Annotated in this window: 18 protein-coding genes; 8 read left to right on the forward strand and 10 right to left on the reverse strand. The window is 56.5% G+C overall.

From position 1 onward, the window contains the following. Window positions 1-51: 51 nt before the first annotated feature. Window positions 52-831 (forward strand): hypothetical protein, encoded by a 780-nt coding sequence (locus PP263_RS13060; RefSeq protein WP_308363958.1) that lies wholly within the window; start codon window positions 52-54, stop codon window positions 829-831. 447 nt (window positions 832-1,278) lie between these two features. On the opposite strand, the gene PP263_RS13065 is transcribed toward PP263_RS13060, so the two are convergent. Beyond that, complete coding sequence (locus tag PP263_RS13065; protein WP_308363959.1) at window positions 1,279-2,331, reverse strand: serine/threonine-protein kinase; 1,053 nt, start codon at window positions 2,329-2,331, stop codon at window positions 1,279-1,281. Between the two features lie 178 nt (window positions 2,332-2,509). On the opposite strand from PP263_RS13065, the gene PP263_RS13070 reads away from it, so the two are divergent. After that, the gene (locus PP263_RS13070) at window positions 2,510-3,460 is read left to right on the forward strand and encodes an IS5 family transposase (RefSeq protein ID WP_308363961.1); all 951 of its coding nucleotides are present in this window, start codon (window positions 2,510-2,512) and stop codon (window positions 3,458-3,460) included. A 141-nt stretch (window positions 3,461-3,601) separates the two neighbouring features. Here the strand turns inward: PP263_RS13070 and PP263_RS13075 are convergent, their stop codons facing one another. Both PP263_RS13075 and PP263_RS13080 read right to left on the reverse strand, forming a co-directional pair. Continuing rightward, window positions 3,602-3,967 carry a hypothetical protein gene (locus PP263_RS13075; protein ID WP_308363963.1) on the reverse strand — a complete coding sequence of 122 codons (366 nt, stop codon included), beginning with the start codon at window positions 3,965-3,967 and terminating at the stop codon, window positions 3,602-3,604. A gap of 366 nt (window positions 3,968-4,333) precedes the next feature. Next, window positions 4,334-4,459 (reverse strand): hypothetical protein, encoded by a 126-nt coding sequence (locus PP263_RS13080; RefSeq protein WP_308363965.1) that lies wholly within the window; start codon window positions 4,457-4,459, stop codon window positions 4,334-4,336. Between the two features lie 162 nt (window positions 4,460-4,621). On the opposite strand from PP263_RS13080, the gene PP263_RS13085 reads away from it, so the two are divergent. Both PP263_RS13085 and PP263_RS13090 read left to right on the forward strand, forming a co-directional pair. Then, window positions 4,622-5,056: an antitoxin Xre/MbcA/ParS toxin-binding domain-containing protein gene (locus tag PP263_RS13085; RefSeq protein WP_308363966.1), complete on the forward strand. Its 435-nt coding sequence runs from the start codon at window positions 4,622-4,624 to the stop codon at window positions 5,054-5,056. Beyond that, a complete protein-coding gene (locus PP263_RS13090; RefSeq protein ID WP_308363967.1) occupies window positions 5,053-5,535 on the forward strand; it encodes an RES family NAD+ phosphorylase in 483 nt (160 codons plus the stop codon). Before PP263_RS13085 ends, PP263_RS13090 begins: the two co-directional genes overlap by 4 nt. A 46-nt stretch (window positions 5,536-5,581) precedes the next feature. On the opposite strand, the gene PP263_RS13095 is transcribed toward PP263_RS13090, so the two are convergent. After that, window positions 5,582-6,841: a type II toxin-antitoxin system HipA family toxin gene (locus PP263_RS13095; RefSeq protein ID WP_308363968.1), complete on the reverse strand. Its 1,260-nt coding sequence runs from the start codon at window positions 6,839-6,841 to the stop codon at window positions 5,582-5,584. Beyond that, entirely contained in the window at window positions 6,831-7,169 is a 339-nt protein-coding gene (locus tag PP263_RS13100) for a helix-turn-helix transcriptional regulator (protein ID WP_308363969.1), read from the reverse strand. The genes PP263_RS13095 and PP263_RS13100 overlap by 11 nt, the downstream gene beginning before the upstream one ends. Before the next feature lie 219 nt (window positions 7,170-7,388). Between PP263_RS13100 and betT the strand changes: the two genes are divergently transcribed. Beyond that, window positions 7,389-9,455, forward strand: a complete 2,067-nt coding sequence (betT, locus tag PP263_RS13105; protein ID WP_308363970.1) for a choline BCCT transporter BetT — start codon at window positions 7,389-7,391, stop codon at window positions 9,453-9,455. A gap of 10 nt (window positions 9,456-9,465) precedes the next feature. Beyond that, the gene (gene betA, locus PP263_RS13110) at window positions 9,466-11,163 is read left to right on the forward strand and encodes a choline dehydrogenase (RefSeq protein ID WP_308363971.1); all 1,698 of its coding nucleotides are present in this window, start codon (window positions 9,466-9,468) and stop codon (window positions 11,161-11,163) included. Window positions 11,164-11,347: 184 nt separating this feature from the next. On the opposite strand, the gene betB is transcribed toward betA, so the two are convergent. Continuing rightward, window positions 11,348-12,811, reverse strand: a complete 1,464-nt coding sequence (gene betB / locus PP263_RS13115; RefSeq protein WP_308363973.1) for a betaine-aldehyde dehydrogenase — start codon at window positions 12,809-12,811, stop codon at window positions 11,348-11,350. 51 nt (window positions 12,812-12,862) lie between these two features. After that, window positions 12,863-13,402 carry a DNA starvation/stationary phase protection protein gene (locus tag PP263_RS13120; protein WP_308363974.1) on the reverse strand — a complete coding sequence of 180 codons (540 nt, stop codon included), beginning with the start codon at window positions 13,400-13,402 and terminating at the stop codon, window positions 12,863-12,865. Window positions 13,403-13,786: 384 nt separating this feature from the next. Between PP263_RS13120 and PP263_RS13125 the strand changes: the two genes are divergently transcribed. After that, on the forward strand, window positions 13,787-15,754 hold the full coding sequence (locus tag PP263_RS13125; protein ID WP_308363975.1) for a pectate lyase: 1,968 nt from the start codon (window positions 13,787-13,789) through the stop codon (window positions 15,752-15,754). A gap of 352 nt (window positions 15,755-16,106) precedes the next feature. Beyond that, window positions 16,107-16,682: a DUF1176 domain-containing protein gene (locus PP263_RS13130; protein WP_308363977.1), complete on the forward strand. Its 576-nt coding sequence runs from the start codon at window positions 16,107-16,109 to the stop codon at window positions 16,680-16,682. 149 nt (window positions 16,683-16,831) lie between these two features. Here the strand turns inward: PP263_RS13130 and PP263_RS13135 are convergent, their stop codons facing one another. The 3 genes from PP263_RS13135 to pelA all read right to left on the reverse strand — a co-directional run bounded on the left by PP263_RS13135 (window position 16,832) and on the right by pelA (window position 24,479). Then, entirely contained in the window at window positions 16,832-18,802 is a 1,971-nt protein-coding gene (locus tag PP263_RS13135) for a CBM35 domain-containing protein (RefSeq protein ID WP_308363978.1), read from the reverse strand. Window positions 18,803-19,490: 688 nt separating this feature from the next. Next, window positions 19,491-20,708, reverse strand: a complete 1,218-nt coding sequence (locus PP263_RS13140; RefSeq protein WP_308363979.1) for a pectinesterase family protein — start codon at window positions 20,706-20,708, stop codon at window positions 19,491-19,493. Between the two features lie 720 nt (window positions 20,709-21,428). Further along, window positions 21,429-24,479, reverse strand: coding sequence for a pectate lyase (gene pelA, locus PP263_RS13145; RefSeq protein WP_308363980.1), 3,051 nt, complete (start codon window positions 24,477-24,479; stop codon window positions 21,429-21,431). Window positions 24,480-25,123: the final 644 nt, after the last annotated feature.

The raw sequence follows: 25,123 nt of genomic DNA on the forward strand, positions 1-25,123 counted from the left end.
ATGGCCTTATGGGTAAATTGAAAAACAGATAGAGCAGCCAGTGCCCAAACTATGAATATTTTAAAAAAACTACATGCCAAGCTGAACCTGCACACCCACGATGACGAACTGATCTATAGCCTGGTTGCCCAGGAAGTGGAAAACGGCGCGATCCTGCAAGGACTCTGGACCAAGGCCCACGCTTTTTCCGATTTCGACGAGAGAAAAGCGAAGGCGTATTACATCCGGCATCGTGCTGAACAGCTCACTGAACACAAAGAGAAAATTGCCAACTATATCAAGCTTCAAAGCGAGCTCGCGCAGCTAGAATCTCGACTGGCGAGCAGCGACCAGGCCGAAAGCCAATCGCTAAAAAGACAGCTACAAGAGGCAGAAGAAGAAATTTCTCGTATTGAAAGGGTTGCTGAAGAGGCCGCTCAAGAAGCCAAAGACAGGGCTCGAAAATTGGCCCGCACCCGAAGAAAATGGGTGGCAGTTGCGTCGGCCGTAGCACTTCCAGCCATTTATTTATTCTTGTTCTTTTCAGGAAAAAAGACGCTCGCAACCGGAACGACGATAACCTTATCCTGCATCGCTGTCCTTTATCTTTGGTATTCATGGGCCGATGCAGGAATCGGCCCCGCCTATGATGCTAGATTCCGGAAGCGCCTAGAACTTGGGATAGAGGAAATTCTGTCCAAGGCGGACAAACTGAAAAGTCGACAGGAAACCTTAAACAGGCAAGGCGGCAACCTTGAAGAGAAGCTTCAACAAATCAAGTTACGCGCTGCAGAACTCGAATACGATCTGGCGCCACTGTTTCCTTATTCCATTAGTGAAGTCGCACTTTGAGCCTGCGACAATGCCGCTTTACAACGCTTGCTAACAATTTAGCTGCCAGGCAAACTGGGCCTAGGCAGGCCAGAATTCCAACTCAAGTGCCATTGTCTGGCGGTAGTTCCGAGGGGCTCCATCAGGCACGCCTCTCCTCTCAGAAGGTGATTCACCCGCGTGCCAAACATGCAGTCTGCTATGTTTTTTGCAATTCTCGTTGAGCCCCTAGACCTAGCACAACCCAAGAGAAACTCTAAATTTGCGACTTAACAATAACTCAAAAAATTTACTTTAAACACAATTCAAAGTGCTGACCCTTTGTAAAATCCAAAGCGGGGCCACCTTTTACATGCTCAACGGAAAAGCCCTTAGAAAGGGTTTCTCGCTCAGAGCTTTTCCGCCTCTGATTTATTAACTGAGATCTTGTCAAAAAATTCACGCCGGGCTTATCATTTATTTTCTTCATTACTCTAAGAACTCCACAATTTCCTTATCTGAAATTTCTTCTTTACAAAATTTCGCTACTCTGCGAGGATCGGCACCATTTCTATGCCTGTAAGCCTTTGACTCTCGCTTCGTATTACAAACTTCTAATACCTTCCTGGCCCCATCAACACACTGCTCCCAGCGCATTACTTTTTCATCAGGCACGAATTGCCAATGCAGAATAGGTCCATCAATATCAGAAATTGCATTGACAACCGCGATTGCCGACCCAAACCTCTCTCCAGGATTTGGCTTAAGGCATTTACTAATAGCAGAAATCAACTTACGTGGAATATGATGCGGATATGACCGCCTGTCAGGAAAAACCCCTTTTCTAGTGGCACGCGCAAGCACTACTTTGGCCTCATCCTGACTCTTTACCCCTCGCATCAATTCACCAAACTGGGCATCAAACTGCCAGTCACCGACACACATCCGATACATCGTCAGCCCTACTTGATATATGTCATATCTATTATCAAAAGAAATCTGCGTATCCGAGAACACTTCTGGCGGGACATGCTTGCTATAAAAGCCATTAGGAGTTGCCTCCCCCTCCTCACCCATTAATTTCGTCATGCCAAAATCTGAAAGAAGCGCCTCATTTCTGTCGGATAGAAGCACATTATCCGGTTTAACATCAAAATGTATCAAACCCTTAGAGTGTATATGATGCAATCCATTCAAAATTTGAGTTGAAAAACGGATTATTTCCCGAACAGTTATGAATCTATGCGCCATAAATTTTTTTAAAGAGCCATTTTTATAAAATGGCGTCGCTATATAGATTCTTTCTTTATCTAGACATGCATATTTGACTTCCAAGATATTCGGGTGTGCCCCCCGGTAAAGCAATTGAGCCTCAGAAAAGAACTCTCGCGGGTCCCTACCCTTCAAATCTATTTCTTTAATGACCAGCTCTGCATCAAGGTGCTCGTCATGGGCGCGGTAGACTCTAGAGTTTCGCCCTTCCTGCCCGATTTCCTCAATTTTTTTAAATGAAACTTGCGCTCTCTGATATGGAAAAATCATCCTAAAGCTCCCATAGCCACCAACGCCGCTTCTCGAGAGCTGGAATCTTTTAATTCAGACCAACGACCTAACAAATCAAAGATCATCTTTCCGGAAAAAAACTGCTCTAGGGAACCTCTGAATAAGTCCCAGCCAGATGGGGTAAAATAGCATTGAGCCAACGAAAATAGCACAAGCCATGCACCAAGTCAGCTTTGCCGAAGCCGAATACCGCAACAAGCGCCGCAAGACCCGCCGCGAGAAGTTCCTAGAGCAGATGGAATCTCTGGTTCCCTGGGAGCGCCTGGAAGCGAAGATCGAGCCCTTTTATCCGAAGGCCGGGCGCGGTCGCCAACCGTACCCGCTACAGGTCATGCTGAGAATCCATTGTATGCAGCTGTCCTACGCCCTCAGTGATCCCGCGATGGAGGACTCACTTTACGAGATTGAGTCCATGCGCCATTTTAGCGGATTGACACTGACAGACCGAATTCCGGATGAAACCACTATCCTTAACTTCCGCCATCTACTTGAACAGCATCAACTTGGTCGCCAGCTATTTGAGGAGATCAATAGCCATCTCAAGAGTCATGGCATGCTGTTGAGAGAAGGCAGTATCGTGGATGCCACTATTATCGCTGCGCCGAGCTCAACCAAGAACCGGGAGAAGGCTCGAGATCCAGAGATGCACCAGACCAAGAAAGGCAACCAGTGGCATTTTGGTATGAAGATGCATATTGGCGTCGATGACGTGTTGGGAATCATTCATAGCGTGGACACAACCGCCGCAAATACGCATGACATTACCGCGACTGAGCAGGTTCTCCACGGAGAAGAAAAAAGAGTTTGGGGTGATTCTGGCTACACCGGCGCAGAGAACCGGGAAGAGCTCAAATATCGGGAAGTCGAATGGCATATAGCGATTAAACCGAGCAAGCAGAAAACCCTTCCCGGACAAGACGCCGTTCGGAAAATGGAAAAGATCAAAGCTCAAATTCGGGCGAAGGTGGAGCACCCCTTCCGTTATATCAAGCGCGTGTTTGGCTACGATAAGGTACGCTATCGTGGGCTGGAGAAGAATACCGAACGCCTGTGTCTGTTGGCAGGCTTCACCAACCTGTTAATCGGGAGAAAATACCTGCCCGCCTAGGGGCAGTGCGCCTGAAATCCGCGGATAGCGGGCTTCAGGCAAGGAAAACTGGGAGAATTACGTGAAAACATCGGAAATTTGACTATAAAGCGATCGACTTTTTGACCCTCCCGGTTAATTCCCGAGGGAATGGCGAGTTGATCAGAGGTTCCCTAGGTCTTTCACGCTTACGTTTAACCGTGACGCTATTGAACTTTTTCTTCCCACAAAGTAAGAGCCAACAGAGCTACTAGAAAATGCTTCCTGGATCACCCCCTCAATGTGAAGCCTAGTTATATTCAGGTTCTTAGAGTTGCCTTCTGCAACTCTAATCCCTGCAATTTCGATAGAGTATTCGGAAATAATATCCAGCACACTATTCCGCACATATTTTAATTTCTCGGGGAAATCCAAAGCTGCCGGAATTTTTAATAGCTCACTATTTATGATCTCTGACTGCTCTCCGGAGCTATCGACAACTACAAAGTTCGCCTTTTGAGGCTGTACCCTTATCCCTAACAAATTCACTTGGAACACGCTCCCTATTAAGTAGCCATCGTCACAGCGACGTTGGAACTTGCAGACACTTTCATACCACCACGAATCACTGCCTGCCAGCCATCCCGGATAAATTTTGATCAGAAAGAAAAGGCCGCCTATTGGCAGCTCATTATTGTGTGGCGATATCCTAGCCCTTTCACTGTAGATTGCAATTAATGACGAGGAGCGATCGATCGCTTTTTATACAAAGTTGGATCTTCATTCGCATCAGGCCTGCATTTTCGGGGGCTCTTTTGGGGGCACATACTGACCAGACAGAGCAGAAAATACATAAATTTTCAGATAGTTATGGTTTCTTCAGTTGACGGAGGCCCAAATCCAAAGCAAAAAGCCTTAGCACCAGCCGGTCCAGGCGGCAGCCTCCAACTGTGAAACTGCGTCCATCTGCACCAGAGCGCCCAGGTCCGCGGCATCCGCCACCGCGATCAGACTGCTTTCCCCACCTCCACGTACGCGCACAGCAGCGCCCACAGGGGCAGTGCTTCTGGTAGAACAGTGCTCGCCGGCAGGGAAGAGGATTTTCTCGGGACTGGCGATCTGTATAGCTGCAACCATGATTGTCAATATGAGCATCAAAAGCTATCATTATGATAATCAGCGCAATGGATACGAGGTAGAGTGATGACCGCCGTCCTTAGCTATGAACAGGCCGCCGAGGTTCTGCACCAAGACCCTATCACCTTCTTGTCGCCCGCCGCCCAAGTGAAAGCCGTCCAAAAGGGGATTTCCGGGCCCGATGCCAAGAAGGTGGTATTGAAGTCCCACATGCATAGGGTCATTCTGGAGCATGCTCTGGGGCTGACCTCATCCAATCTGAGCAGAGTCTTTCGAAGGAAGAAGCTCACCCAGTCCCAGGCGGAGGTGGTTCTGGACGTGGTTCGCTTGTGGCTTCGCGCCGCGGAGGTCTTCGGCACACAGGAGAAGGCCAACGCCTGGATGCAGAGTAAGGTGCCCGCACTGGAGGGAGCCACGCCGGCGGAGCTGATGCGGTATGCCCAGGGACGCAGAATGGTGGATGAGGCCTTGGATCGAATCGCTACCGGTGACTTTGCGTGAGGCTTTACCGGATAGCCCCGGAACGCTACCTGGCGGATCTCAGCGGCAAAGGCACCAGTTTCCGCCGTGGCGGCCGCTGGAATCTGCCCGGAACACCTGTCGTGTACTTCTCTGACAGCCCGGCAACAGCCATGCTGGAAATGGGTAACTATCTGCCCAGCCCAAAGCTCATTCCCGATGATTATCGCCTCGGAGCCTATGAGGCCCCAGACTCTCTACTCACTCGCGAGATCACGGTTGAGCAGGCGAATCGCACGAACGAAAGGTGGGCCACCATACCCAGGCTGGCCGAGATACAAAAATTAGGGGATTCGAGTCTCATGGAATGCTGCCTGCTACGCGTCCCGAGCGTGGTAGCCAAACCCTTGGGAGCCTGCACCAACCTATTGCTCAACCCGGACCACTCAGGTGCCGGCGATCTTACCCTCGTCGAATCCATACAGGATATATTTGACGACCGCCTTTTCAACGGTGAATAAGGCGTTCCCGTTTGTATGGCACTGACAAGTCTGCAAGTGAGACAACTCAGCCAAAGGCAAACGGATTCAGAAACTGCCTACCCCAAAGCAACTTGCGATCGACTTCTCCCAACTCTGCTTCATCACATACGGCCTTCCAGGCCCCCTCAATCACTCCCACCATATCATTAAACACGGCTGCCGCCGCCGCGGGCTCCAGTTGAAAATGCGCCGCGGCCTCAACGCAGGCGCTGCGGCAGCTCATCCGGTTTCCGCCGGATATTTCCATCGCCTGGGAGGCCTCCTGGCCCGTGCGGGACTGCGGGCAGATATCGTAGGCGGGGGTGAGCTGCAGCGACTTGCCGTCCCAGAAGGCGGCGTGGTTCCTGGCGTGGTCGTCGGTGTTGCCGCAGAGAATATTGAAGCACAGGCGGCGGTACAGTTCGCGCAACGTTTCCTTCGGGTTGTCGAATCGGTGACGGACGATCTCGGCGAGATCGGCGTAGCTGGCGTAGCGGGCGCGCATGGCGTCAAGGCCCAGCAGGGTCAGGGCGGAAATCATTATTTTACGGGTCCACCCCGCCGGGGTTTTCTCCCGGTCGAACCGCTCGACCAGCAACACCTCCCTGTTTACAGCTTTCACCAGCTTCACCTTTGCGGTGGTAATTCCAGCCAGGGCGGCCAGGCGCATGGCGATATATTCCGCCTTGATCACGTTGTAGAGATCACTGGTGGATGAGAACTTGGCGATATACTTGCCGCTTTCATCCTGTATCAGCACCTTTGGCCTGGCGCCCCCGATGGAACTGCCGTGAAAAAGTGCCTGGTCCAATGGGCTGGAAAGTGGAATTCCCTGTTCGACCTTGTGCGCGGATTCCATCAGTTCTTCCAAGGGAGCGCCATCCGCGGTCCGCGGCAGGTACTCCGAGGGGGACGCCTGAAAGTCCAGAGCCCCGATCCGGTCCGAACCGGACTCCAGTAGATAGGCCAGAAGCCCCAATTCCGCGGTGTCGGCTCCGGCTCCCCTGGCGCCCATCAGTTTGTTCAGAATAACCCGCTGGCCCCAGGCATCCGGTGCGGCATCGCGGATGCACCCGGGTTCGCGGAGATCGTCCTGAAGCGAGATTCGCCCCGCTTTGAGCGGCAGCTCGGGCAGGTAGATCGGTATTGCGGACACCGGATCGTCGGCGCGGTCCAGGTAGCTCCGGCCGTAGTTGAAGTGCACCAGGCCGCGATCCGCTTCCAGCTTCCCGGCAACAACGGGCTCGGTCTGCCCCGGCAGCCAGATCCATACATAGGCTTCCCGGTAGCGCCTTTCAGAATTCATCGTCGATCTTCCTGGCCGGCCTGCGCGCGGCCTTGGGGAGCAGAGCGAGACGGGCCCGGGCCTGGCGGGCATAGTTGTCCAGGGTGCGCTCGTCCGCATCGAAGAGCGCCACCCCCAAAATGTCGGCCGCCTCGAAGGCGGCGCCTATCTCGCATTTCATATCTCCCTTTTCGATCCGCTGCAGCAGTCCGCGGGAAATACCTATCCTGTCGGCCAGTTCCTGGGCGGGGATTTTGCGTTCGATCCGAGCCGCCCGGATCAATTCGCCGAGCAGAGCGACCGCGGCCTGACTGTGCTTGGAATAGGTCCTGGGGCTGGATTTCGGCATGAGTAATGCTCCATACATAATTCATGAACCCTTTTTACGCTCTATAGATGGAACACTAATATCCATTTCAACGACTGTAAAGCTTTCTGGCTTATATGTAGATCATATATCCCTTTAATGATCTACATATAGTGCACAACAAGGCTGAAGAATGACCCGTTATTTCCAGTCGTCTATCCTATGAGCGTCCATCAACGGATCACGGCAAAGGAATGTGCCATGCACGCCGAGAAGTCCTCACCAGAGACGTCCAAAGCCACAGAAGAAGAAGCCCATATCAAGCCGCTGGTGTTCTACGGCTCGGTGATCGGCATAGTGCTCTTCTCCCTCTGGGTCATGTTTTTTACCGAGCAGGCCAACGAGGTGATCGGCCTGGTGCTGTCGTGGATTTCCAGCAGCTTCGGCTGGTTCTATTTTCTCGCGGTGGTGGCCTACCTGGTGTTCGTGATCGTGGTGGCGGTGTCCAAGTTTGGCGATATCAAGCTGGGGCCGGACCACGCGGAGCCGGAGTTCAATGTGGTCACCTGGGCGGCGATGCTGTTCGCCGCCGGTATCGGCATCGATCTCATCTTCTACTGCATCGTGGAGCCGGTGACCCAATTCCTGACGCCCCCGGAGATGGAGGGTGGTACCGTGGAAGCGGCGCGCCACGCGATGGAGCTGACCCTCCTGCACTGGGGGTTGTCCGGCTGGGGGGTCTACACCCTGGTGGGTATGGCACTGGCCTTTTTCAGCTACCGCCACGGGCTGCCGCTCACCATCCGCTCCGCGCTCTATCCGCTGTTCGGCAAGCGGATCTACGGGTCGGTGGGCAACGCGGTGGATATCGCCGCGGTGCTGGGCACGGTGTTCGGGGTGGCCACCAGCCTGGGCATCGGCATTATCCAGCTCAACTTCGGCCTCAATTATATGTTCGGCATCCCGGAGGGCACCGCCACCCAGGCGGCGCTGGCGGTGATGATTGTGCTGTTTTCCGCCATTTCCGCCGCCACCGGGGTGGAGCGGGGTATCCGCCGCCTGTCGGAGTTCAATATGCTGCTGGCGGTGCTGCTGATGCTGTTCGTGCTGGTCAGCGGCAAGACCCGCTTCCTGCTCGACGCATTTGTCACCAACCTGGGGGACTACCTGCAGCATTTCGTGCAGCTCTCCTTCAACACCTACGCCTTCGACCCGCCCACCGACTGGCTGAACGCCTGGACGGTGTTCTTCTGGGCCTGGTGGATCGCCTGGGGGCCCTTTGTGGGGCTCTTCCTTGCGCGGATATCCCGCGGGCGCACCATCCGCGCCTTTGTCGCCGGCACCCTGATACTGCCATTCACCTTTATGGCCGCGTGGATGGCGATCATGGGCAACTCGGCGATCGACATGGTGATGGGCGGCGCCACCGCGTTCGGCGAGCAGGCGATAGCTCGCCCGGGCTCGGCGATCTATCTTTTCCTGGAACAGTTGCCCTGGGTGCTGATTACTACGATTTCAGTCACCATCCTGTCCATTGTGTTTTTCGTCACCTCCGGGGATTCCGGTTCGTTGGTACTGTCCAACCTCACCAGCCGCCTAAAGGACCCGAACCACGACGCGCCGCCGTGGATGCGCATCGTCTGGGCAGCGATCATCGGCATAGTGACCGTGGCTCTGCTGATGGCCGACGGGCTGGTAGCGCTGCAGAGCGCGGTGGTGATCATGGGCCTGCCATTCGCCATTGTGCTGATCCTGATCATGCTCAGCCTGTACAGGGCGTTGAGTCTGGAGGGGCTGAAATCCGCCAGCATGCAGGAGGCCCTCTCCGGCCATCTATCGGGCCGCACCATCTCCCGGGAAGGCCCCAGCAACTGGGCCCAGCGGCTGTCGCGGGCGATAAGCTGCCCAACCCTGAAGCAAGTGGAGCAGTACATCCAGCGCGAAGTGCAGCCGGCCTTCGAGGCGGTAAAGGAGGAACTCACCGAAAAAGGCTATCCCGTCCGGATCAGCGGCGGAACCGGTGACGATTTGCATCTGAAACTGGACGTGGACCTGGGAGAGGAGGTGGATTTCACCTATCAGGTGTGGCCGCGTCAATGCTCCATGCCCGCCTTTACCCTGCTCGCGGAGAAACCGCGCTCCAGCTACTACCGACTGGAGCCGCACCTGCGAGAGGGCGGCCTCACCTACAACCTTATGGGTTACACCAGAGACCAGGTCATCGGCGATATCGTCGATCACTTCGAAGCCCATCTGCAGTATCTGTATACGCGCCGCGAGAGGGCCACCCGCACGCCGGGGGAAGAGGGCCAACCCGGCCCGACATAGGAAACCGGTAATGAACGCAATCCGTTTCGACCACGCATTCGACTACGTCATCGTCGGCGCCGGTTCCGCCGGTGCGGTGCTCGCCAACCGCCTCAGTGAAGACGGCAAAAATACCGTGCTGCTGCTGGAGTTCGGCGGCAAGGACAATTCCATCTATATCCAAATGCCCACGGCATTTTCCATTCCGTTGAATATGCCGCGCTTCGACTGGGGTTTTTACAGCGAACCGGAGCCCGGCCTGCACGGGCGTCGCATCCACCAGGCCCGCGGCAAGGTAATCGGCGGCTCCTCTTCCATCAATGGCATGGTGTACGTGCGCGGCTGCGCGGGGGATTTCGAAGAGTGGGTGGAACAGGGTGCGACCGGCTGGGGCTATGCGGACGTGCTGCCCTATTTCAAACGCGCCGAGGACTGCGTTTACGGCGCCGACGAATACCGCGGCACAGAGGGGCCGCTGACCATCTGCAACGGTAACAATATGAAAAATCGGCTGTACCGCGCCTTTATCGAGGCGGGTGAGCAGGCGGGCTACGGCTTTACCGAGGATTACAACGGCTACCGCCAGGAGGGCTTCGGGCGCATGGATATGACCGTGCGCAACGGCGTGCGCTGCTCCACCGCGCTGGCGTATTTAAAGCCCGCCTACTCGCGCAAAAATCTCGAACTGAAAATGCATGCGCTCACCACCCGGGTGATCATGCAGGGGAAAAAAGCCCTGGGCGTGGAATACCGTCAGGGCAGTAAAACTTTCAGGGCAAAGGCGGAAAAAGAAGTCATCCTCTCCGCCAGCTCATTCAACTCCCCAAAACTGCTGATGCTCTCCGGCATAGGGCCGGCGGAGCATTTAAAGGAGCACAGCATCGAGGTGGTACAGGACCTGCCCGGGGTGGGCCAGAACCTGCAGGATCACCTGGAATGCTGGGTGCAGCAGAAGTGCACGCAGAAAATCACCCTGAACGGCTGGCTTAATCCACTGGCCAAGGCCTGGATCGGCGCCAACTGGCTGTTCTTCAAGCGCGGACTCGGCACTTCCAACCACTTCGAATCCAACGGCTATATCCGCAGCCGCGCCGGACTCAAGTACCCGGATATCCAGTATCATTTTCTCGCTGGCGCCATCGCCTACGACGGTTCCAGCGCGGTCAAGGGACACGGCTTCCAGGTGCACCTGGGGGCGAACAAACCCCTGAGCCGCGGCTGGGTAAAACTGAAATCCACCAGTCCGGAGGAGCCGCCGGAGATGGTGTTCAACTATTTTTCCCACGAAGAGGACAAGCGGGCCTTCCGCGCCGGCCTGCATTTCACCCGCGAGATTTTCGCGCAAAAGGCCATGGACCCCTACCGCGGCCGCGAAATATCCCCCGGGCCGGAGGTGCAGAGCGACGACGAAATTGACAACTGGCTGGCGGAGAGCTGCGAAACCGCCTACCACCCAGCCGGCAGCTGCCGCATGGGCACCGACGACATGGCAGTGGTGGACCCGGAGTGCCGGGTGCGCGGGGTGGAAAACCTGCGCGTGGTGGATTCCTCCATCATGCCCACGCTGACCAACGGCAATATCAATGCACCGACGATTATGATCGCGGAGAAAGCGGCGGATCATATTCTGGGGAAAAAGTTACTGGAGCCTTCTTCCGCGGAGAGCTATGTGGCAGAGAATTGGGAAAATACCCAGAGAGAAAGGGAACCGGATCGGTCGCCGAAGTAAATTAATTTCGAAGATTTTGTAGGAGTGGCGGGGCGGCCATCCGCCGCTGGCCGCGATCGGAATAACCGGCGAAGACCGAACCTTTATTCAGGCGGGCCTCCGGCCCGCTTGCGGAGCTGGAGCTCCGCGTTCCCGGGACATCCACGCACCCGTTCATTCCGCATTCCGCATTCCGCATTCCGCATTAATAAGGCGCTTCCACATCCCCCTGGGCGACATATACGGTTTTCAGCCGCGTATAGTGCTCAAAGGCCCGGCGGCTGTTCTCCTTACCGATACCGGACTGCTTGAATCCACCGAAGGGCATTTCCACCGGGGTCAGGTTGTAGTGGTTGATCCACACGATACCCGCGTCCAGGTTGTCCGCCACCCGGTGGGCGCGCTGAATATCGCGGGTAAACACACCGCCGGCGAGGCCGAATGCGGTGTCATTGGCCCGTGCGAGCACCTCATCCTCGTTGCGGAAACTGAGCAGCGACAGTACCGGCCCGAAGATCTCCTCGCGCACGATGGTCATATCGTCATCGAGGCCGTCGAAGATGGCGGGCTCAACAAAATTCCCCTCTTCGAAGCCCGGCACCCTGACCCTGCTCCCACCGAGCAGTAGTTTTCCGCCCTCCTGACGCCCCTTGTCGATGTAATTCAGGACACTCTGCATATGCTCGGCGCTGATCAGCGGTCCCACGTCGGTATCCAGGTCCAGGGGGTCGCCCACTTTGAGCTTTGCAGTGCGCGCTAGCAGTTTTTCCGCGAAGGCATCCTTGACCGACTCGTGCACAAATACCCGCGTGCTGTTGGTGCAGATCTGCCCCTGGGTGTAGAAGTTACCCAGCATGGCCGCGCCCACGGCGTTGTCCAGGTCGGCGTCCTCGAACACGATCAGCGGCGACTTGCCTCCCAGCTCCAGCGTCACCGCCTTCAGGCCCTCGGCGGCGTCGCGCATCACCGCCTTGCCGGTGCCCACCTCTCCGGTAAGAGAGATTTTGGCGATGCGCGGGTGACGGGTAAGCGCGCGGCCGGTTTCGGCAAACCCCTGTACCACATTGAAGATCCCGTCCGGCAGGCCCGCCTCGCGGAACAGCTCCGCCAGACGCAATGCGGACAGCGGGGTCAGTTCCGCCGGCTTGAAAATCATCGCATTGCCCGCCGCCAGGGCCGGCGCGGACTTCCAGGCGGCGATCTGCAGCGGATAGTTCCAGGCGCCGATGCCGGCGCAGATACCCAGGGGCTCCGGGCGGGTATAGAAAAAACCGCCGGGCACAGGCTGGTATTTCCCGGCGAGGGAGGATGCCTGGCCGGCGAAGAATTCCAGGCAGTTCGCGGCGGAGCCTACATCCGCTTCCGGGGTCTCCACCAGCGGCTTGCCCCCGTCCAGGGATTCCAGCCGCGCCAGTTCGTCACAGTGATCGCGCAGCAACTGCGCGGCCCGCGCCAGTATCCGGCCCCGCGCGGCGCCGCCCATGGCGGCCCATTCGGGCTGCGCCCGCGCCGCGGCTTCCACCGCCAGGTCCACATCCTCGGCGCTGGCCTCGGCGACCCGGCAGATCACCTCGCCGGTGGCGGGGTTCAGGGTATCGAAGAATTTCCCGCCACTGGCGGAGGTATAGCGGCCGCCGATCCAGAGCAGAAGGTCATCTCGCTGTGACATATCAGTGATGTCTCATACTACTCCTTGTTGGTATCGCAGCCGCCACACCCGTCAGTGTCGAATTACAGGGCCCTCGCGACTGGCTTCGAACAGGAACCAGGCGCGCTCTTCGGCCTGGTCGATCAGTTCTTCCAACAAATTGTTGGTGCCCAGGTCCCGGTGCTCGTCGCACAATTCGTGGGTCTCGCGCAGGCGCTCGGCCAGCGTCAGGTTGTCTTCGCGCAACTCCGCAAGCATGTCCTGCGGATCGACAAAGTCCGCGTCATTGTCCGAGGACCGCTGCAGCTTGGCGATGTGGCCAATGGAGCGCAGGGTGGTGCCACCGAGCTTGCGCACGCGCTCGGCCAACTCGTCTGTCGTCTCCAGAATCTCCCCCGCCTGCTCATCGAACAGCAAGTGATAGTCCCGGAAATGGGGACCGCTTACATGCCAGTGGAAATTCTTTGTCTTCATATAGAGGGCGAAGGTGTCGGCGAGCAGGGCATTGACTGCCGCGGAAATATCCTCTCTTGCGTTCTCACCCAGGGCGGTGGGGGTTTTGAGCTGCGGGGGCTCTTTCCGGTGCACTTCTCTCTTGGCGGCCTTGGTCATGGTCTACCTCTCTCGGAACTACTGGTCAATCGGTGTCAATCGGTAAGGTACCGGGCGAAAAATACGCCACTCTACGAAGACTAGACGTCAGATTCCGTTTGTGCCATTGGCGCGAAAATCAACCTATTACCGTGCACCAGCGCGCAACTCTCTCAGCTTTCCTGCCAATTTGCATATTCCTTCCAATAACAGACTTTACAAAAATTCACCACCTGACTAACCTTTTTCCTGATTTTGGTATTGCCAATTCCAGGATCGGGCAGGCCGAAATCTGAAGCAACGGTTAAGCGATGATCGGCGGCCAGTTACCCCCAGCGGGCTTCCCCACCGCGGCCAACTGCCGGACGCTTCTGACCTTCCAAAATAAAATCGGAACACTACTAGATGAACAGCAACACGAAAAAGTCCGTAATGCTCGGCGCATTGCTGGGCGGATTACTTCTGTCTACCAACCTTTTGGCGCAGACCAATCTCGCCATAGGCGCCGGGTCCGATGGCAGCAGCAAAGCCAGCGGCTCCAGCTACGGCAATGTGCGCGACGGCAACCTGGCCAGCTACTGGCAGCCCGCCTCCAGCAGCGGCGAGCGTGTTTCGGTGAAATGGGGCAGCAGCACAACCTTCAATACAGTGATCCTGCGCGAAATCGGCAGCGCGGCGCAGAACTGGCGGCTGGTGAATCACGACACCGGCGACCAACTGGCCTCCGGCAACGGCATTGGCTCGGAGCGGCAGGTTTCCCTCGGCACCGTGAGCATGAGCAAAATCGACCTGATGATCGACAGCGCCAGCAGCGCGCCGCAGATAGCCGAACTCGAGGTCTACAACCTGAGTGACGACGGCTCTTCCTCAAGCAGCTCCAGCTCTTCCAGTTCCAGCTCTTCCAGCTCCAGCTCTTCTTCCAGCAGCAGCTCTTCCGGCGGTAGTTCGGCCGGTATCAGCACCGAGTGCCAAACCCTGGCCACCGACCCCAATGTCAACTGGCGCGACTCCGCGACCCTGGATACCGACCAGGAAATTGTCGAGTGCCTGTCGCAGACCCTGGGTCGCGCTGTGGGTTACGGCGAGAACGCACTCGGCGGCTATGACCCCAACGGCAACAGCGTGCTGACGGTGATCACCAAGAACGATTCCCAGGGCCGCTCGGTGGAGCAGCAGGTCCTCGACGCCATCACCGGCGACGAACACAACTGGATCGTGTTCGACAAATTCGATTTCGCCAATGAAACCGAAGTCGCCATGTACCGCAATTTCTGTGGCGATTCCTCAGTACAGAGCGCCATCGGCGGCACCGAGGCACAGTGTATCGACTACCAGCAGTGGTGCGCCGACAATGGTTTCGGCTCCGGCGACTCCTGCCTGACGGAATTCTTCAACAACCGCCTGAACGACAACAGCCTGCCCATCCGCAACCCGGTGATCGGTTCCAACACCACCATCGACGGCCGCCTGAGCAACGCCTACTTCCGCTTCAGCGGCTTCGCCATCGGCAAGGACAGCTCCGGCACTCCCACCCAGACCGCCGAGAGTGTGATTCTCACCCATCTGGAATTCCGCGGTGCGGGACACACCGAGGACCACGGCCTGGACCCGGATATGATCCGCTCCACCGGCGCCTCCCACGATATCTGGATTCACAAGAACAACTTCGATCTCACCGGCGATGCGGCATTCGATGTGAAAGTGGGTGCGCATGACATCACCATCTCCTTCAACCGGGTGGCGGATGTGAAACGCTCCAGCCTCCATGGTTCCAGCGACAGCCGGACCATCAACGAGCAGATCACCACCACCATGCATCACAACGCATTCGTCACCCGCGATGACAAGTACTTCACCTTCGGCAATACCGCCCGTCGGGTACCGCTGATCCGCCGCGGCACTTCGCATATGTTCAACAATCTGTTTATGAACTACCGCAAAGATGTGCTGAGTGTGCGGGTCGGCGCCAGCGTATTGTGGGAAGACAATATGTTCCTGGTGAACGAAACACATATGGAAGGGGACACACTGGATGCATCCCTGGATGGCCTGCAGGCCCAGCTGGCACGCGATATCACCGACGGTAACTTCCGCGCCGACGGCGTGCGCCTGTGGTTCTCCGACAGCGCCTGCAACCTGAATACGACTTCATCCCGGGACATCCTGAACGCCTCCGGCACCGTAGGCGATCTCTCCCAGAACTACTCACAGGCATCGCGGGATGTGATCAGTGTCCAGAAAACCGCTGCCGGCCAGGACCTGGCCGACTACGTAAGCGCCACCGCGGGCAAATACGGCGAAATGCCGTTCAACTCGCCGCTGGCCAACGACCAGGCCTTCATTTTGGGACTGGGCAAGGTGTCATGCCAGTAAACGGCCGGGGCTTTCATCCCACCACCCGGCGCCGGTACAGCGCCGGTCAACAGTAAAATCCTCTCTCTCACAGGATCTATTGGGCGCCCTCGGGGCGCCTTTTTTTGTCCCAGTGTTTTTCGGTTCTGCCGATACCTCTAAAACCTGTCAACGCTAAACGGCGCGGTATCAATGGCCGCGGTATTTTTTCCAGTTAGCTGGCTCACGACCAGTTCCGCGCTGACGGCTGCCTGCGTCAGTCCCAGGTGCTGATTACCAAAGACAAATAACTGTTGCGGATGCCTATCGATGACAGGCAGTTTATAGTAGGGAAAGAATTTTCTGGACAGAGATCCGATACTACGCGGGTGACATGGAAGAAGAGATACCCATTATGATTTCCAATAGAAACTTTGTTCTTTTCATCGCCGTCGCGGTAGCCTTCGCTGCGGCCGCAGCGGCCACTTACGCCAACCCAGGGAACAAAACCGACAACGCTTCCACCGATGGATTCCCTCTCGAGCTTCGCGACAGCCACGCGGAATGCCGACACGAAGAACTCCCGGAAGGACTTGAGCCGACGACCCATTCCCTCGGCGCCGGCCAACTACTTCATATCGTCCCCTGCTGGGCTGGCGCCTACAATCTCGGCAGCCTGGTTTTCATGACGGAGGCACAGGGTGGGGAACCGCAGCTGGTTACGTTTGACGAATATCTGCCGGATGGTAAACGCACACCAACGGAAGTCCTGGTCAACGTCGAATTCAATCCGGAGAGTGGTGTGCTGACCAGTTTCAACAAAGCCCGCGGGATTGGCGACTGCGGCTCCATGGGCAAGTGGCTCTTGCGCACCGGCACATTTCAACTTGTCGAGTTTCGTGCCCGTGAATGCGGGGGCGAACCAGTGGCACCGTCCGAGTGGCCGATCCTATACCCGGCGGAGGAATGAAGCCCGCTGAATTCGCCTCCGGCCTCGCCCTCGAGCCTGATCATAATCTTGCCCCTCTGAGCGCAGTCGGGTGAGCTGGCTGCCTCAATGAAACAGGCGCCCGCGAGGGGCGCCCGCATCCTGTGAGGATGGAGTGAGATCAGGAAGCCTCAGTTGCAACTGCCCGGCTGTGGACCGTTTCCGGTGATATCCAGATGGTCGATATTCGCCAGGCCCGCACTACCGGTGGCCTGCAGGCGCACCTGATTGCTGCCGGCATTCAGGCCTACGTCCACGGTGCCACTGTCGGCGTAATTGTTCCAGGCACCGGTGGTGCCCATGGTGAGGCTGGCGACGATGCTGCCATTCACCAGTATATTCGCCGGCCTGTCACTGCCGCCGTTGGCGAAGCGCCACTGCAGGGTGTAGACGCCGCTGGCGGGGGCGGATACCGCCCAGTTCACTCCATTACCGGAGGCGTTGTCGGTGTTGGCGTAACCGCCGCCAGTGTAGCCGGCCCACTCGTTTTCCACCGCGCCGTCCACCGAGCAGAAGCCGCTGGCATTTTCCTCCAGGGTGATGGTGCCGGTGCTGCCACCGCCACCACTGCCACTGGCGCTGTAGACCTCGAACTCGGCGATTCGCGGCGCGCTGCTGGCGCTGTCGATCATTAGATTGATCTTATTCATGCTCACATCGCCGAGAACTACCTGCAGGGCGGAGCCGATGCCGTTACCGGAGGCCAGTTGCTGGCCATTGTCGTGGTTTACCAGCCGCCAGTTCTGCACCGCATTGCCGATTTCGCGGATGATCACGGTATTGAAGGAGGTGGCGCTGGTCCACTTCACGGAAATGCGCTCGCCGCTGCTGGAGCTGGGCTGCCAGTAGCTCTGCGGATCCCCGTCGCGCACATTGCCGTAGCTGGTGCCGTTGGCTTTGCTGCTGCCATCGGAGCCGGCGCCGATGGAGAGGTTGGGGCCCAGCTCACCGCTACCGCCGGATGAGCTGCTGGAGGAACTGGAGCTGCTGGACGAAGAACTGCTGCTGGAACTTGAAGAACCGCCGCCGCCCTGGCAATTGCCGTCGGATTCCAGCAGGCCGGTATTGGCCCCCGCGGTGGCCAACACCACCTGCGGCACGCAACCGCCGTCGTCCAGCGTATAGCTGTAGGGAATACTGATGGATGTTGTCGACACAGGGTTCGGGCCTGCCGGATGATTGTCTGAACCCTCCGAGGACCAGGTGATATTGGAAAAGATATTTCCGCTCACATCCCAATAGCCCATATCGTCGGTATAAAAGGTTCCCAACACGTCCTTGGAGTTCTCGAAATAATTGTTGTCCGCCTTGATCCGCCCGCCGATGCGAGGGTTCATGCCGGACTTGGAAATTCCCCGATAGTAATTGTTGAACGCGTGCGCGGTTGCATGGCGCAACAACGGCACCCTTGAGTCCAGGTTTTCGAACAGGTTGTGGTGGTAGGTAATCGGCCCGTTGGTGCTGTCGCTGTCGCTGGAGCCGACCAGGCCGCCGCGGCCCGAGTTGCGCAGGATACTGTAGGAAAGAGTCACGTACTTGGTGGTGGCTTTTATATCGAACAGCCCGTCGTATCCCTCACTCTCGCCACCGGAAGCTTCCAGTGTGACGTGGTCCACCCATACGTTGTACACATTGCTTTCCATGCCGATGGCGTCGCCGCCGTTGGAAGTCGGCGAGCCGGACTTCTTCACGTTGCGCACATGCAGATTCTGCAGAATGATGTTGGACGCGCTGCGTACATGGATGCCAAGCTCATCAAACAGGGCACCGCTGCCGACGCCGATGATCGAAACGTTGCTGACCTCTTTGATTTCGATTTTGTCGTCGGCGGTATTGCAGCTGTCACCCGAGACTTTGCTGGTGTTGCCATGATTAATGGTACCTTCCACCTGAATGATGATGGGAGTGTCGCTGGATGCGCGATTGCACAATGCCGCGTGAATCTGGGTGCCGGTGGTTGCGTAGACGACCTGGCCGCCCGCGCCGCCGGTAGTGCCTCCGTTTAAAGTTGCATAACCCACCGGCTGTGCCCAGGCGGCGACGGATAGCATGCCCGCTGCCACCAGGCCCAGGAGGGCCGGCGCTCTGGAGAGTACTTTCATGATACGGTCCTTATTTATTTTCAATTATTGAATAGGGGCCGCGGGAGGGGACTGCCGCGGCATCATCGCTGTACCGCTGGAGGAATCTGGTTGCCAACAAGATAAATTGGCAAAGCCAAATTCATTTGAGAGGCTAGTCCTGTGTAATAAACTTGTAAAGCCTGTTGGCGTGGAGTTACACCCGAGATGGTTGGAAGCGAGCCGCTTCACCCTCAACGGCGAGCGCCCGGAAAATATTTCGCAAAATGGCGGCTAAATCTGCAGAAAGAGTAATCAAGGATCTCTATAAATTTCGAACGTAGGGTGCGCCGTGCGCACCATGGGAGCTGGAGTTCGCGTCAACTCAGGGATGGTGCGCACGGCGCACCCTACAGCGGGGATCGGAGCGCAGCGATTTGCCCATTTTCCGGGCCTTGATGGGCACGCGGACCGATGCGTTTGGCCGGTCGCCCAGTGGGCCATGCGGCAAATTCTGTAACCGATCACTTTGCCACAGGCCCCAGTGCTGCGTTGAAAAAGCTTGAACTAGCGCTGCCAGTCCTGCGCCTTTTCGCCTTGCCCTGGAGCCTGTGTGCTTTGGTTACCGAATTAACCGCATGGCCCACAAGCGATCCGCACCACATGCGCGGCCATCCATGAGGTGGATTCGTTCAGGCCAAACCTGAAACGCCCCGAAAAGAAGATCGCCTCAATTCTCGGCGCACGAGTTCCTGTTGTTTCTCTTGTGCTTCCACGAACCGGGCTCGGGAAAAACCGGGTCGGGCAGCAACGCCAACTGGGCCAGGGGATCCCACGCGAGGCCATCGCCCTGGGGCAGATAGGTCTGGCCGGTGCCTTCCGGCTGGGCTAATGGATTGTCGTTCCAGAAGTCGACGGTGCCGAAGATCTTGTCGAGGGTGTAGTGCTGGGCGTGATCGTCGGTCATGGCGTCAGCCCACTCCACGCGGCCCTCGGGCAGCCCCGTCACGGGGTCGATAGGCCACAGGTTGCTTTCCAGATCCATGGGGGCGAACTCCGAGTAACGCGTGTGCGGGTCGCGATCTTCGTCGGGGTCCACGGTGGCATCACCGGTGCCATTCCAGGGATCCCACGCATCGATGCGGATGTGTGAGTCCATCTTCGTGCGGATGAAGATCACGCTTGGCATGGTGTCTTCGTCATACCAATGCCAGGGCCTTCCGAGAAAAACCGAGTTATCTCCAGCCGTCGTACCGTCGTCGAGCTCATTGCGGTCAGTGCCCGGGACCAATGTGCTGTCGAGAAAGATCAGGCCATTGGCCGTGGTCCGCTTGGTATTGGCCGCGGTGATGTAGCCGCGATTGGTGCTCTCGATGAGGCAGTGATCAAAGACAGCCGTGGCATCGCCATAGATAAAATCGGTGTCGCCGGTGATGAAGCAATCGGTGAAGTACTGCCGCGAATTGCCGTCAATAAGGATCGTGTCCTGGTAGCCGAGGAACCGCACGTTGTCAAAGATCGTTTTGTCCGCCCTGGACCGGACTGCTAAGGCCTGGGTCACATTTTGATCAGGCGTTGTGTTTTCGAAAGTGACATTGCGGGCCATAAAGGCGGTGGCGCTCGCCCGGATGCTCACCACCTCGCCTTGACCAGTAGCGTCCATCGTAGGGGTGCGCGTAAACGCAACCGTGACATCAGCGGGTGATGCGCCCTGGCCGACGAAGCTGACATAGGGCTTGCCGACGGTGAGAATCTCGTTGTAAGTGCCCGGCGCGATGAAGATGTTGGCCCGGTCGGTGGCCGTCTGTCCCGCGACGGCATCGACCGCCGCCTGGATGGTGGTATAGGCACCATCAGCGCCACTCGGGTCGACGAAGTAATCGATCGCAAGAGCGGGGGAGGATAGCGCCACCGCTGACGCAAGCCCAATCGCGTAGATATTTCTCATAAATCACCTGGTTATTATTTAATAAGTGACGACTCCCCAAGCATCGAATGGAAGGATGCAGATAACGACGAGAACGCATGAGGCATCAACTCCGCGGAAACCGCAGGGATGGCCACGTACCCCTGAGCGGAGTCGGGGCTCAGGGCACACGATCGCGTGGATTGATTACAACACAGGCCGGCGATGGTTACCAATATGCAAAATTGGCAAAACCAATTATGTGCACGGGTTGGCACCAGACGGCAACTTCGTCCTCAACCTGGAGTGAAATTTGGAAAATTGTTCGCAAAATAGCTGAGGCTAAATTGCAAAAGGAGTAATTGAGGGACTCTATAAATTTCTGGCGAGGGTGCGCTGTGCGCACCATGAAAGAGTGGAGTTCGTGTCAGTTCTGGGAGGGTGCGCACGGCGCACCCTACAGCGGGGATCAAGGAGCGCAGTGGTGTGCCCATCTTCCGGGCCTTGACGGGAACGAGCCCGCTATGGACGGAGCAATTTGGCACAGCGAAGCTCCCGCAGGGCGAGCACCTGGAGGTGCTCGGTGCAAACGCATGGAGCATTTTTTCGTGTACGCTTTGCCCATCCTGCAAAAATTGCCCTCATGCCCCTTAAACCTAATGCCATTGGGCTATGATGGCAATAAAAAAGCCGCTTATGAAAGCGGCTTTGGAAAGGGTTTCCTCCGGTTCGGAATTTGCCGATCCCGAGGCATTTTGTTTATCAGTAACCTACGCTCTCGGCATAGGAAATTATTTTCTCCCCATAACTTCCGCCCCAGCTATAACCCTCGCGGCGCTCTTCCGAGATGTCCATGATGTCGTAATACTTGCCGCCATCACGATCACTGAAGAAACCTTCGTTGGTATCGAGATCGTAAAAGCGATACCACATTCTGTCACCAGGTGAGGAGATAATTTTTTCTATGGTGGATTTATCGTAGGTGTAATCCTCCAGAATGGTATTCGGACTGCGATACCAGGCCAGAGCGGCTTTCACTGCGGCTTCAATTTCCGGTGTTTGCGGCTGTGTCATCAAAAACGCGATAATTTCAACCGATTCACTGCCGCTGAGTGATTCAAGTTCGTACGCACGCGCAGCCTTTGGCAAATAATCCGTTGCCCCGTGTTGCGCACACCACACTGTTAATGCACCGTTTTGTCTCCACTGGGCACGCAGGGTGTATTCCACTCCTTTGTCAATTGCAGCCCGGAACTGTGCGCGGTCGCTGCTATTGAAAACATCTGTATCAAAAGGCGCTGAGCCTCTCTCCGCATGATATAAGGCAGTCAAAACGCGCGTCATGGCATTATCGTTAAAGGTGACATGGTCCGAGTATCCGCCCCTTAAAGGATAGAACTGTGGCCAGCCGCCTGTGGAATATTGCATTTCCAGCAGGTAATTCATGGCCCTTCTGGCGGAATCGCGGTAGGTGGTATTACCGGTGCGCTTATACATCTCCGCCATATAGGCCATTTCCAGCGTGGTCGCGCCGTTATCAATGGTTGCGGAACCGCTGCCGCCACTGCCCATGCTGCTGTAGGATTGATTCTTCGGCCAGCCGCCGTTGTCGTATTGATAAGAGAGAATGATGTCCGCCTGATTGGTGCTCAGACTCCACTCGGTCAAATACCTGTTAAAGCGGCTGTGTACCGGGTTGCCCTCCTGTGATAGCACAGGAGCGCTGGCGCTATCAGCGCTGCCATTGCTATAGCTCGGCACCCAGGAGTCAAAGATATTCTCCACGGTGTAGTTCGCTGCTTCCGCGAAGGACAACTGCCTTGACTGGGGCACGCGTTGCGAAGTATTCGAGCCGGGCCCGGTGTTTTCATATTCGGCAAAACGCGCGGTATCGAGCGTGTTGTCGCCCATGGGTCTCCAGCCTTCAGGCAAAATATGCGCACCCAGGTCTACTCCCAGATAGGTTGCTGAACCGTAGGGGCGCCAGTTTCTGCCGAGTGCAACACTGCCGTTACTTACACTGGAAGAAGCTGTCACTTGCCCGCCAAGAAAGACAATACCATAAGGCTGTGCCTGTTCCGTACTGGGTGCAGTGATCGACGTGCCGCCGCCTACACTGTGAATCTGGCAGTTATCAAAGACCGCCGTGGCGCGGCCGAAAATATAATCGACAGTTCCCTCGACATAGCAGTCCTTGAAGTACTGGGACCCACTGTGCACATAGAGCGTATCCTGGTTGCCGAGAAAGCGGGTATTACGGAATTGCACACGATCCGCCGTAATCCGTACGGCTACCGCCTGGATTCCCGGTCCATGGCTGTTTTCCATGGTGATATTTTCCACCGAAACATCGTCCGCGCTAATAGCAACACTCGTACTACCGAAAGTACCGAGGGTGCCCCCGTTTCCGTCGGGTGTGGCCGAGGTATCGTCATAGGTCAGAACCGTTGAAGCGGTTTTACCGGTTTCACCGCACAGAGTCAGGTTCGGCCGGTCGATAACGAGTTTTTCATAGTAGACGCCGGGCTTGATGCGAATGTGTGTCGGCTGGCTATTCGAGGATGAAACGCTGTTGATGGCAGCCTGCACCGTGCTGTACTGTCCACTGCCGTCCTTAGCGACCGTTATAACCGGTACGCCTGTGACGTCATTACAGTCAGCAGTGTCAGGTCCAGCGCCACAGGCTCCCGGGCTCAAGCTAACACCAACAGCTGCCAGGGAATCGATATTGGGCAATCCATCTGCGGTTTGCGCAACCAGTCTGATGGTATTTTCACCTGCCTGCAAAGGAATAGTAAGGCTTTCGCTGGTCCAGTTTGTCCATGCCCCGCTGGAATTAAAATTAACCGTGCCCACTACGGAACCGTTCACCTCGACGTTTGCCGGGCGATTACTGGTCGAAGCATATCGAATATCGACCTGCACACTTTGCGCGGAATCCGAATTGATGCTGTAGGTAACGCTCGCTCCGAGTTTGTTATCCGTATTGACAAATCCACTGCCGGTAAAACCGGCATGATTGCTATCTATTGAACCGTCCACCGAACAGAAACCACTGCTTTCCTGAAGGTTCAGCGTTGTTGTGGTGGAGATAACGGCGTCATCGCCATTGGAGTTGAAGGCGTTACCGCTGGTGTCAACAACTTTGATCCAATAGTAGTAGGTACCGTCGGGGAGATCGCGGTCGGTGTAGTTGTTTCCCGCAACATTGGCGACGATGCGGGTGCGGCCTTGCGGGTTTGGATCGGTATCGCGGTAAACCGATTGGTACGAAACATCAATGTCGCTGACGTCCCAGTTCAGGGTGGCATTGGCGCCGGAAACGCTTACAGCGAGGTTTACGCTTCCGGTGGCGCCGGATGAGCTGCTTTCATAGGTTTCGAACTCGGCAACCGCTGGCGTGCCGTTGCTGCTCAGGATTTCAAAATTCAGCTTGGTGAGGCTGGTACTGCTGAAGTTGATTGTGCCTGCACCCGCGCCGCTTGCAAGGACATCGCCGGTATTGTGGTTGACCATCTGCCATGAACCGATATTGCCCTCGAAGCCTGCGGCTTCACGAATCACTGCGCTGCTGACAGTGGTTGCCGCAGGCCACTTCACGGATACGCGACCGGTTGAACTGTCAGGTGTCCAGTAGGTGCCGATGTCGCCGTCAATAACGTTGCCGTAACTGGTGCCGCTGAGCTTTGATGAGCCGTCAGCGCCGGCACCGATGGAAAGATTATCGCCTGTTTGTGCTTGCGGGCTCGCCGACCCAAACAGGAGTAGCGTTAATCCCAAGCCATAAAAGACTTTTTTCCTTGATGTGATCATTTTTTTTATTCGCTCCATTCTAGTAGTAGTTAGTTTTCGTTTGAGCACTGGTACCAAAACGTTTGAAAATAACAGTGCTCAGGTACCAATTTGGCCCTGGCTATTCGCCCGCGCCAAGCGGTTAAGTTTCCCTGCAGGAAGAGCCGCCTGCGAAAGACGACGAGGAAGGGGAGTTACTGTCATTGCCGGGTACTGGCGGGTTCAGGGAAGCCGCTGCTCTCAGGAGTGATTTCATATGGCAAATTTATTATCGATTATTGGAAAGGCCGCGAGGGTTCTCTCGGCATCGCTGTACCGGGACGCTGGCTGCAAGTACAAAAATTGGCAAAACCAATTTGCCTTGGAATGTTAGCGCTCTCAAAAGAAATTTGTAAAGCCACCTTCCGTGACGTCCAGCACAAAACTGTCAATGCATGACACCTGACAGAACGGCAGGACCGCAGATACCGCGAGTACGTGGAGCGGCCGGACCGTCAACGTCGTTGTCGAAGTGGAGACACGGTATTCAAATGCAGATATCAGTGGGCCGCCAAGCGCCAGATGCAAAGCGCCTTTGCGCAGGCCTAGCCCGCTACGGCAAGTAAATGTAACGCCGCAGATGGCCGCTTAGCGGCCCGCCCGAAGGGAGCCACTCAGTGCTGCTC

This window comes from Microbulbifer sp. TB1203 (assembly GCF_030997045.1).
Taxonomy (GTDB): Bacteria; Pseudomonadota; Gammaproteobacteria; order Pseudomonadales; family Cellvibrionaceae; genus Microbulbifer.

Coding starts and splice junctions, on each gene's coding strand:
- PP263_RS13100 (WP_308363969.1), bottom strand. CDS start 7,169: ATGCCGAAATCCAGCCCCAGGACCTATTCCAAGCACAGTCAGGCCGCG.
- PP263_RS13140 (WP_308363979.1), bottom strand. CDS start 20,708: ATGAGAAATATCTACGCGATTGGGCTTGCGTCAGCGGTGGCGCTATCC.
- PP263_RS13065 (WP_308363959.1), bottom strand. CDS start 2,331: ATGATTTTTCCATATCAGAGAGCGCAAGTTTCATTTAAAAAAATTGAG.
- betB (WP_308363973.1), bottom strand. CDS start 12,811: ATGTCACAGCGAGATGACCTTCTGCTCTGGATCGGCGGCCGCTATACC.
- betA (WP_308363971.1), top strand. CDS start 9,466: ATGAACGCAATCCGTTTCGACCACGCATTCGACTACGTCATCGTCGGC.
- PP263_RS13070 (WP_308363961.1), top strand. CDS start 2,510: ATGCACCAAGTCAGCTTTGCCGAAGCCGAATACCGCAACAAGCGCCGC.
- pelA (WP_308363980.1), bottom strand. CDS start 24,479: ATGATCACATCAAGGAAAAAAGTCTTTTATGGCTTGGGATTAACGCTA.
- PP263_RS13060 (WP_308363958.1), top strand. CDS start 52: ATGAATATTTTAAAAAAACTACATGCCAAGCTGAACCTGCACACCCAC.
- PP263_RS13095 (WP_308363968.1), bottom strand. CDS start 6,841: ATGAATTCTGAAAGGCGCTACCGGGAAGCCTATGTATGGATCTGGCTG.
- betT (WP_308363970.1), top strand. CDS start 7,389: ATGCACGCCGAGAAGTCCTCACCAGAGACGTCCAAAGCCACAGAAGAA.
- PP263_RS13085 (WP_308363966.1), top strand. CDS start 4,622: ATGACCGCCGTCCTTAGCTATGAACAGGCCGCCGAGGTTCTGCACCAA.
- PP263_RS13135 (WP_308363978.1), bottom strand. CDS start 18,802: ATGAAAGTACTCTCCAGAGCGCCGGCCCTCCTGGGCCTGGTGGCAGCG.
- PP263_RS13125 (WP_308363975.1), top strand. CDS start 13,787: ATGAACAGCAACACGAAAAAGTCCGTAATGCTCGGCGCATTGCTGGGC.
- PP263_RS13120 (WP_308363974.1), bottom strand. CDS start 13,402: ATGACCAAGGCCGCCAAGAGAGAAGTGCACCGGAAAGAGCCCCCGCAG.
- PP263_RS13130 (WP_308363977.1), top strand. CDS start 16,107: ATGGAAGAAGAGATACCCATTATGATTTCCAATAGAAACTTTGTTCTT.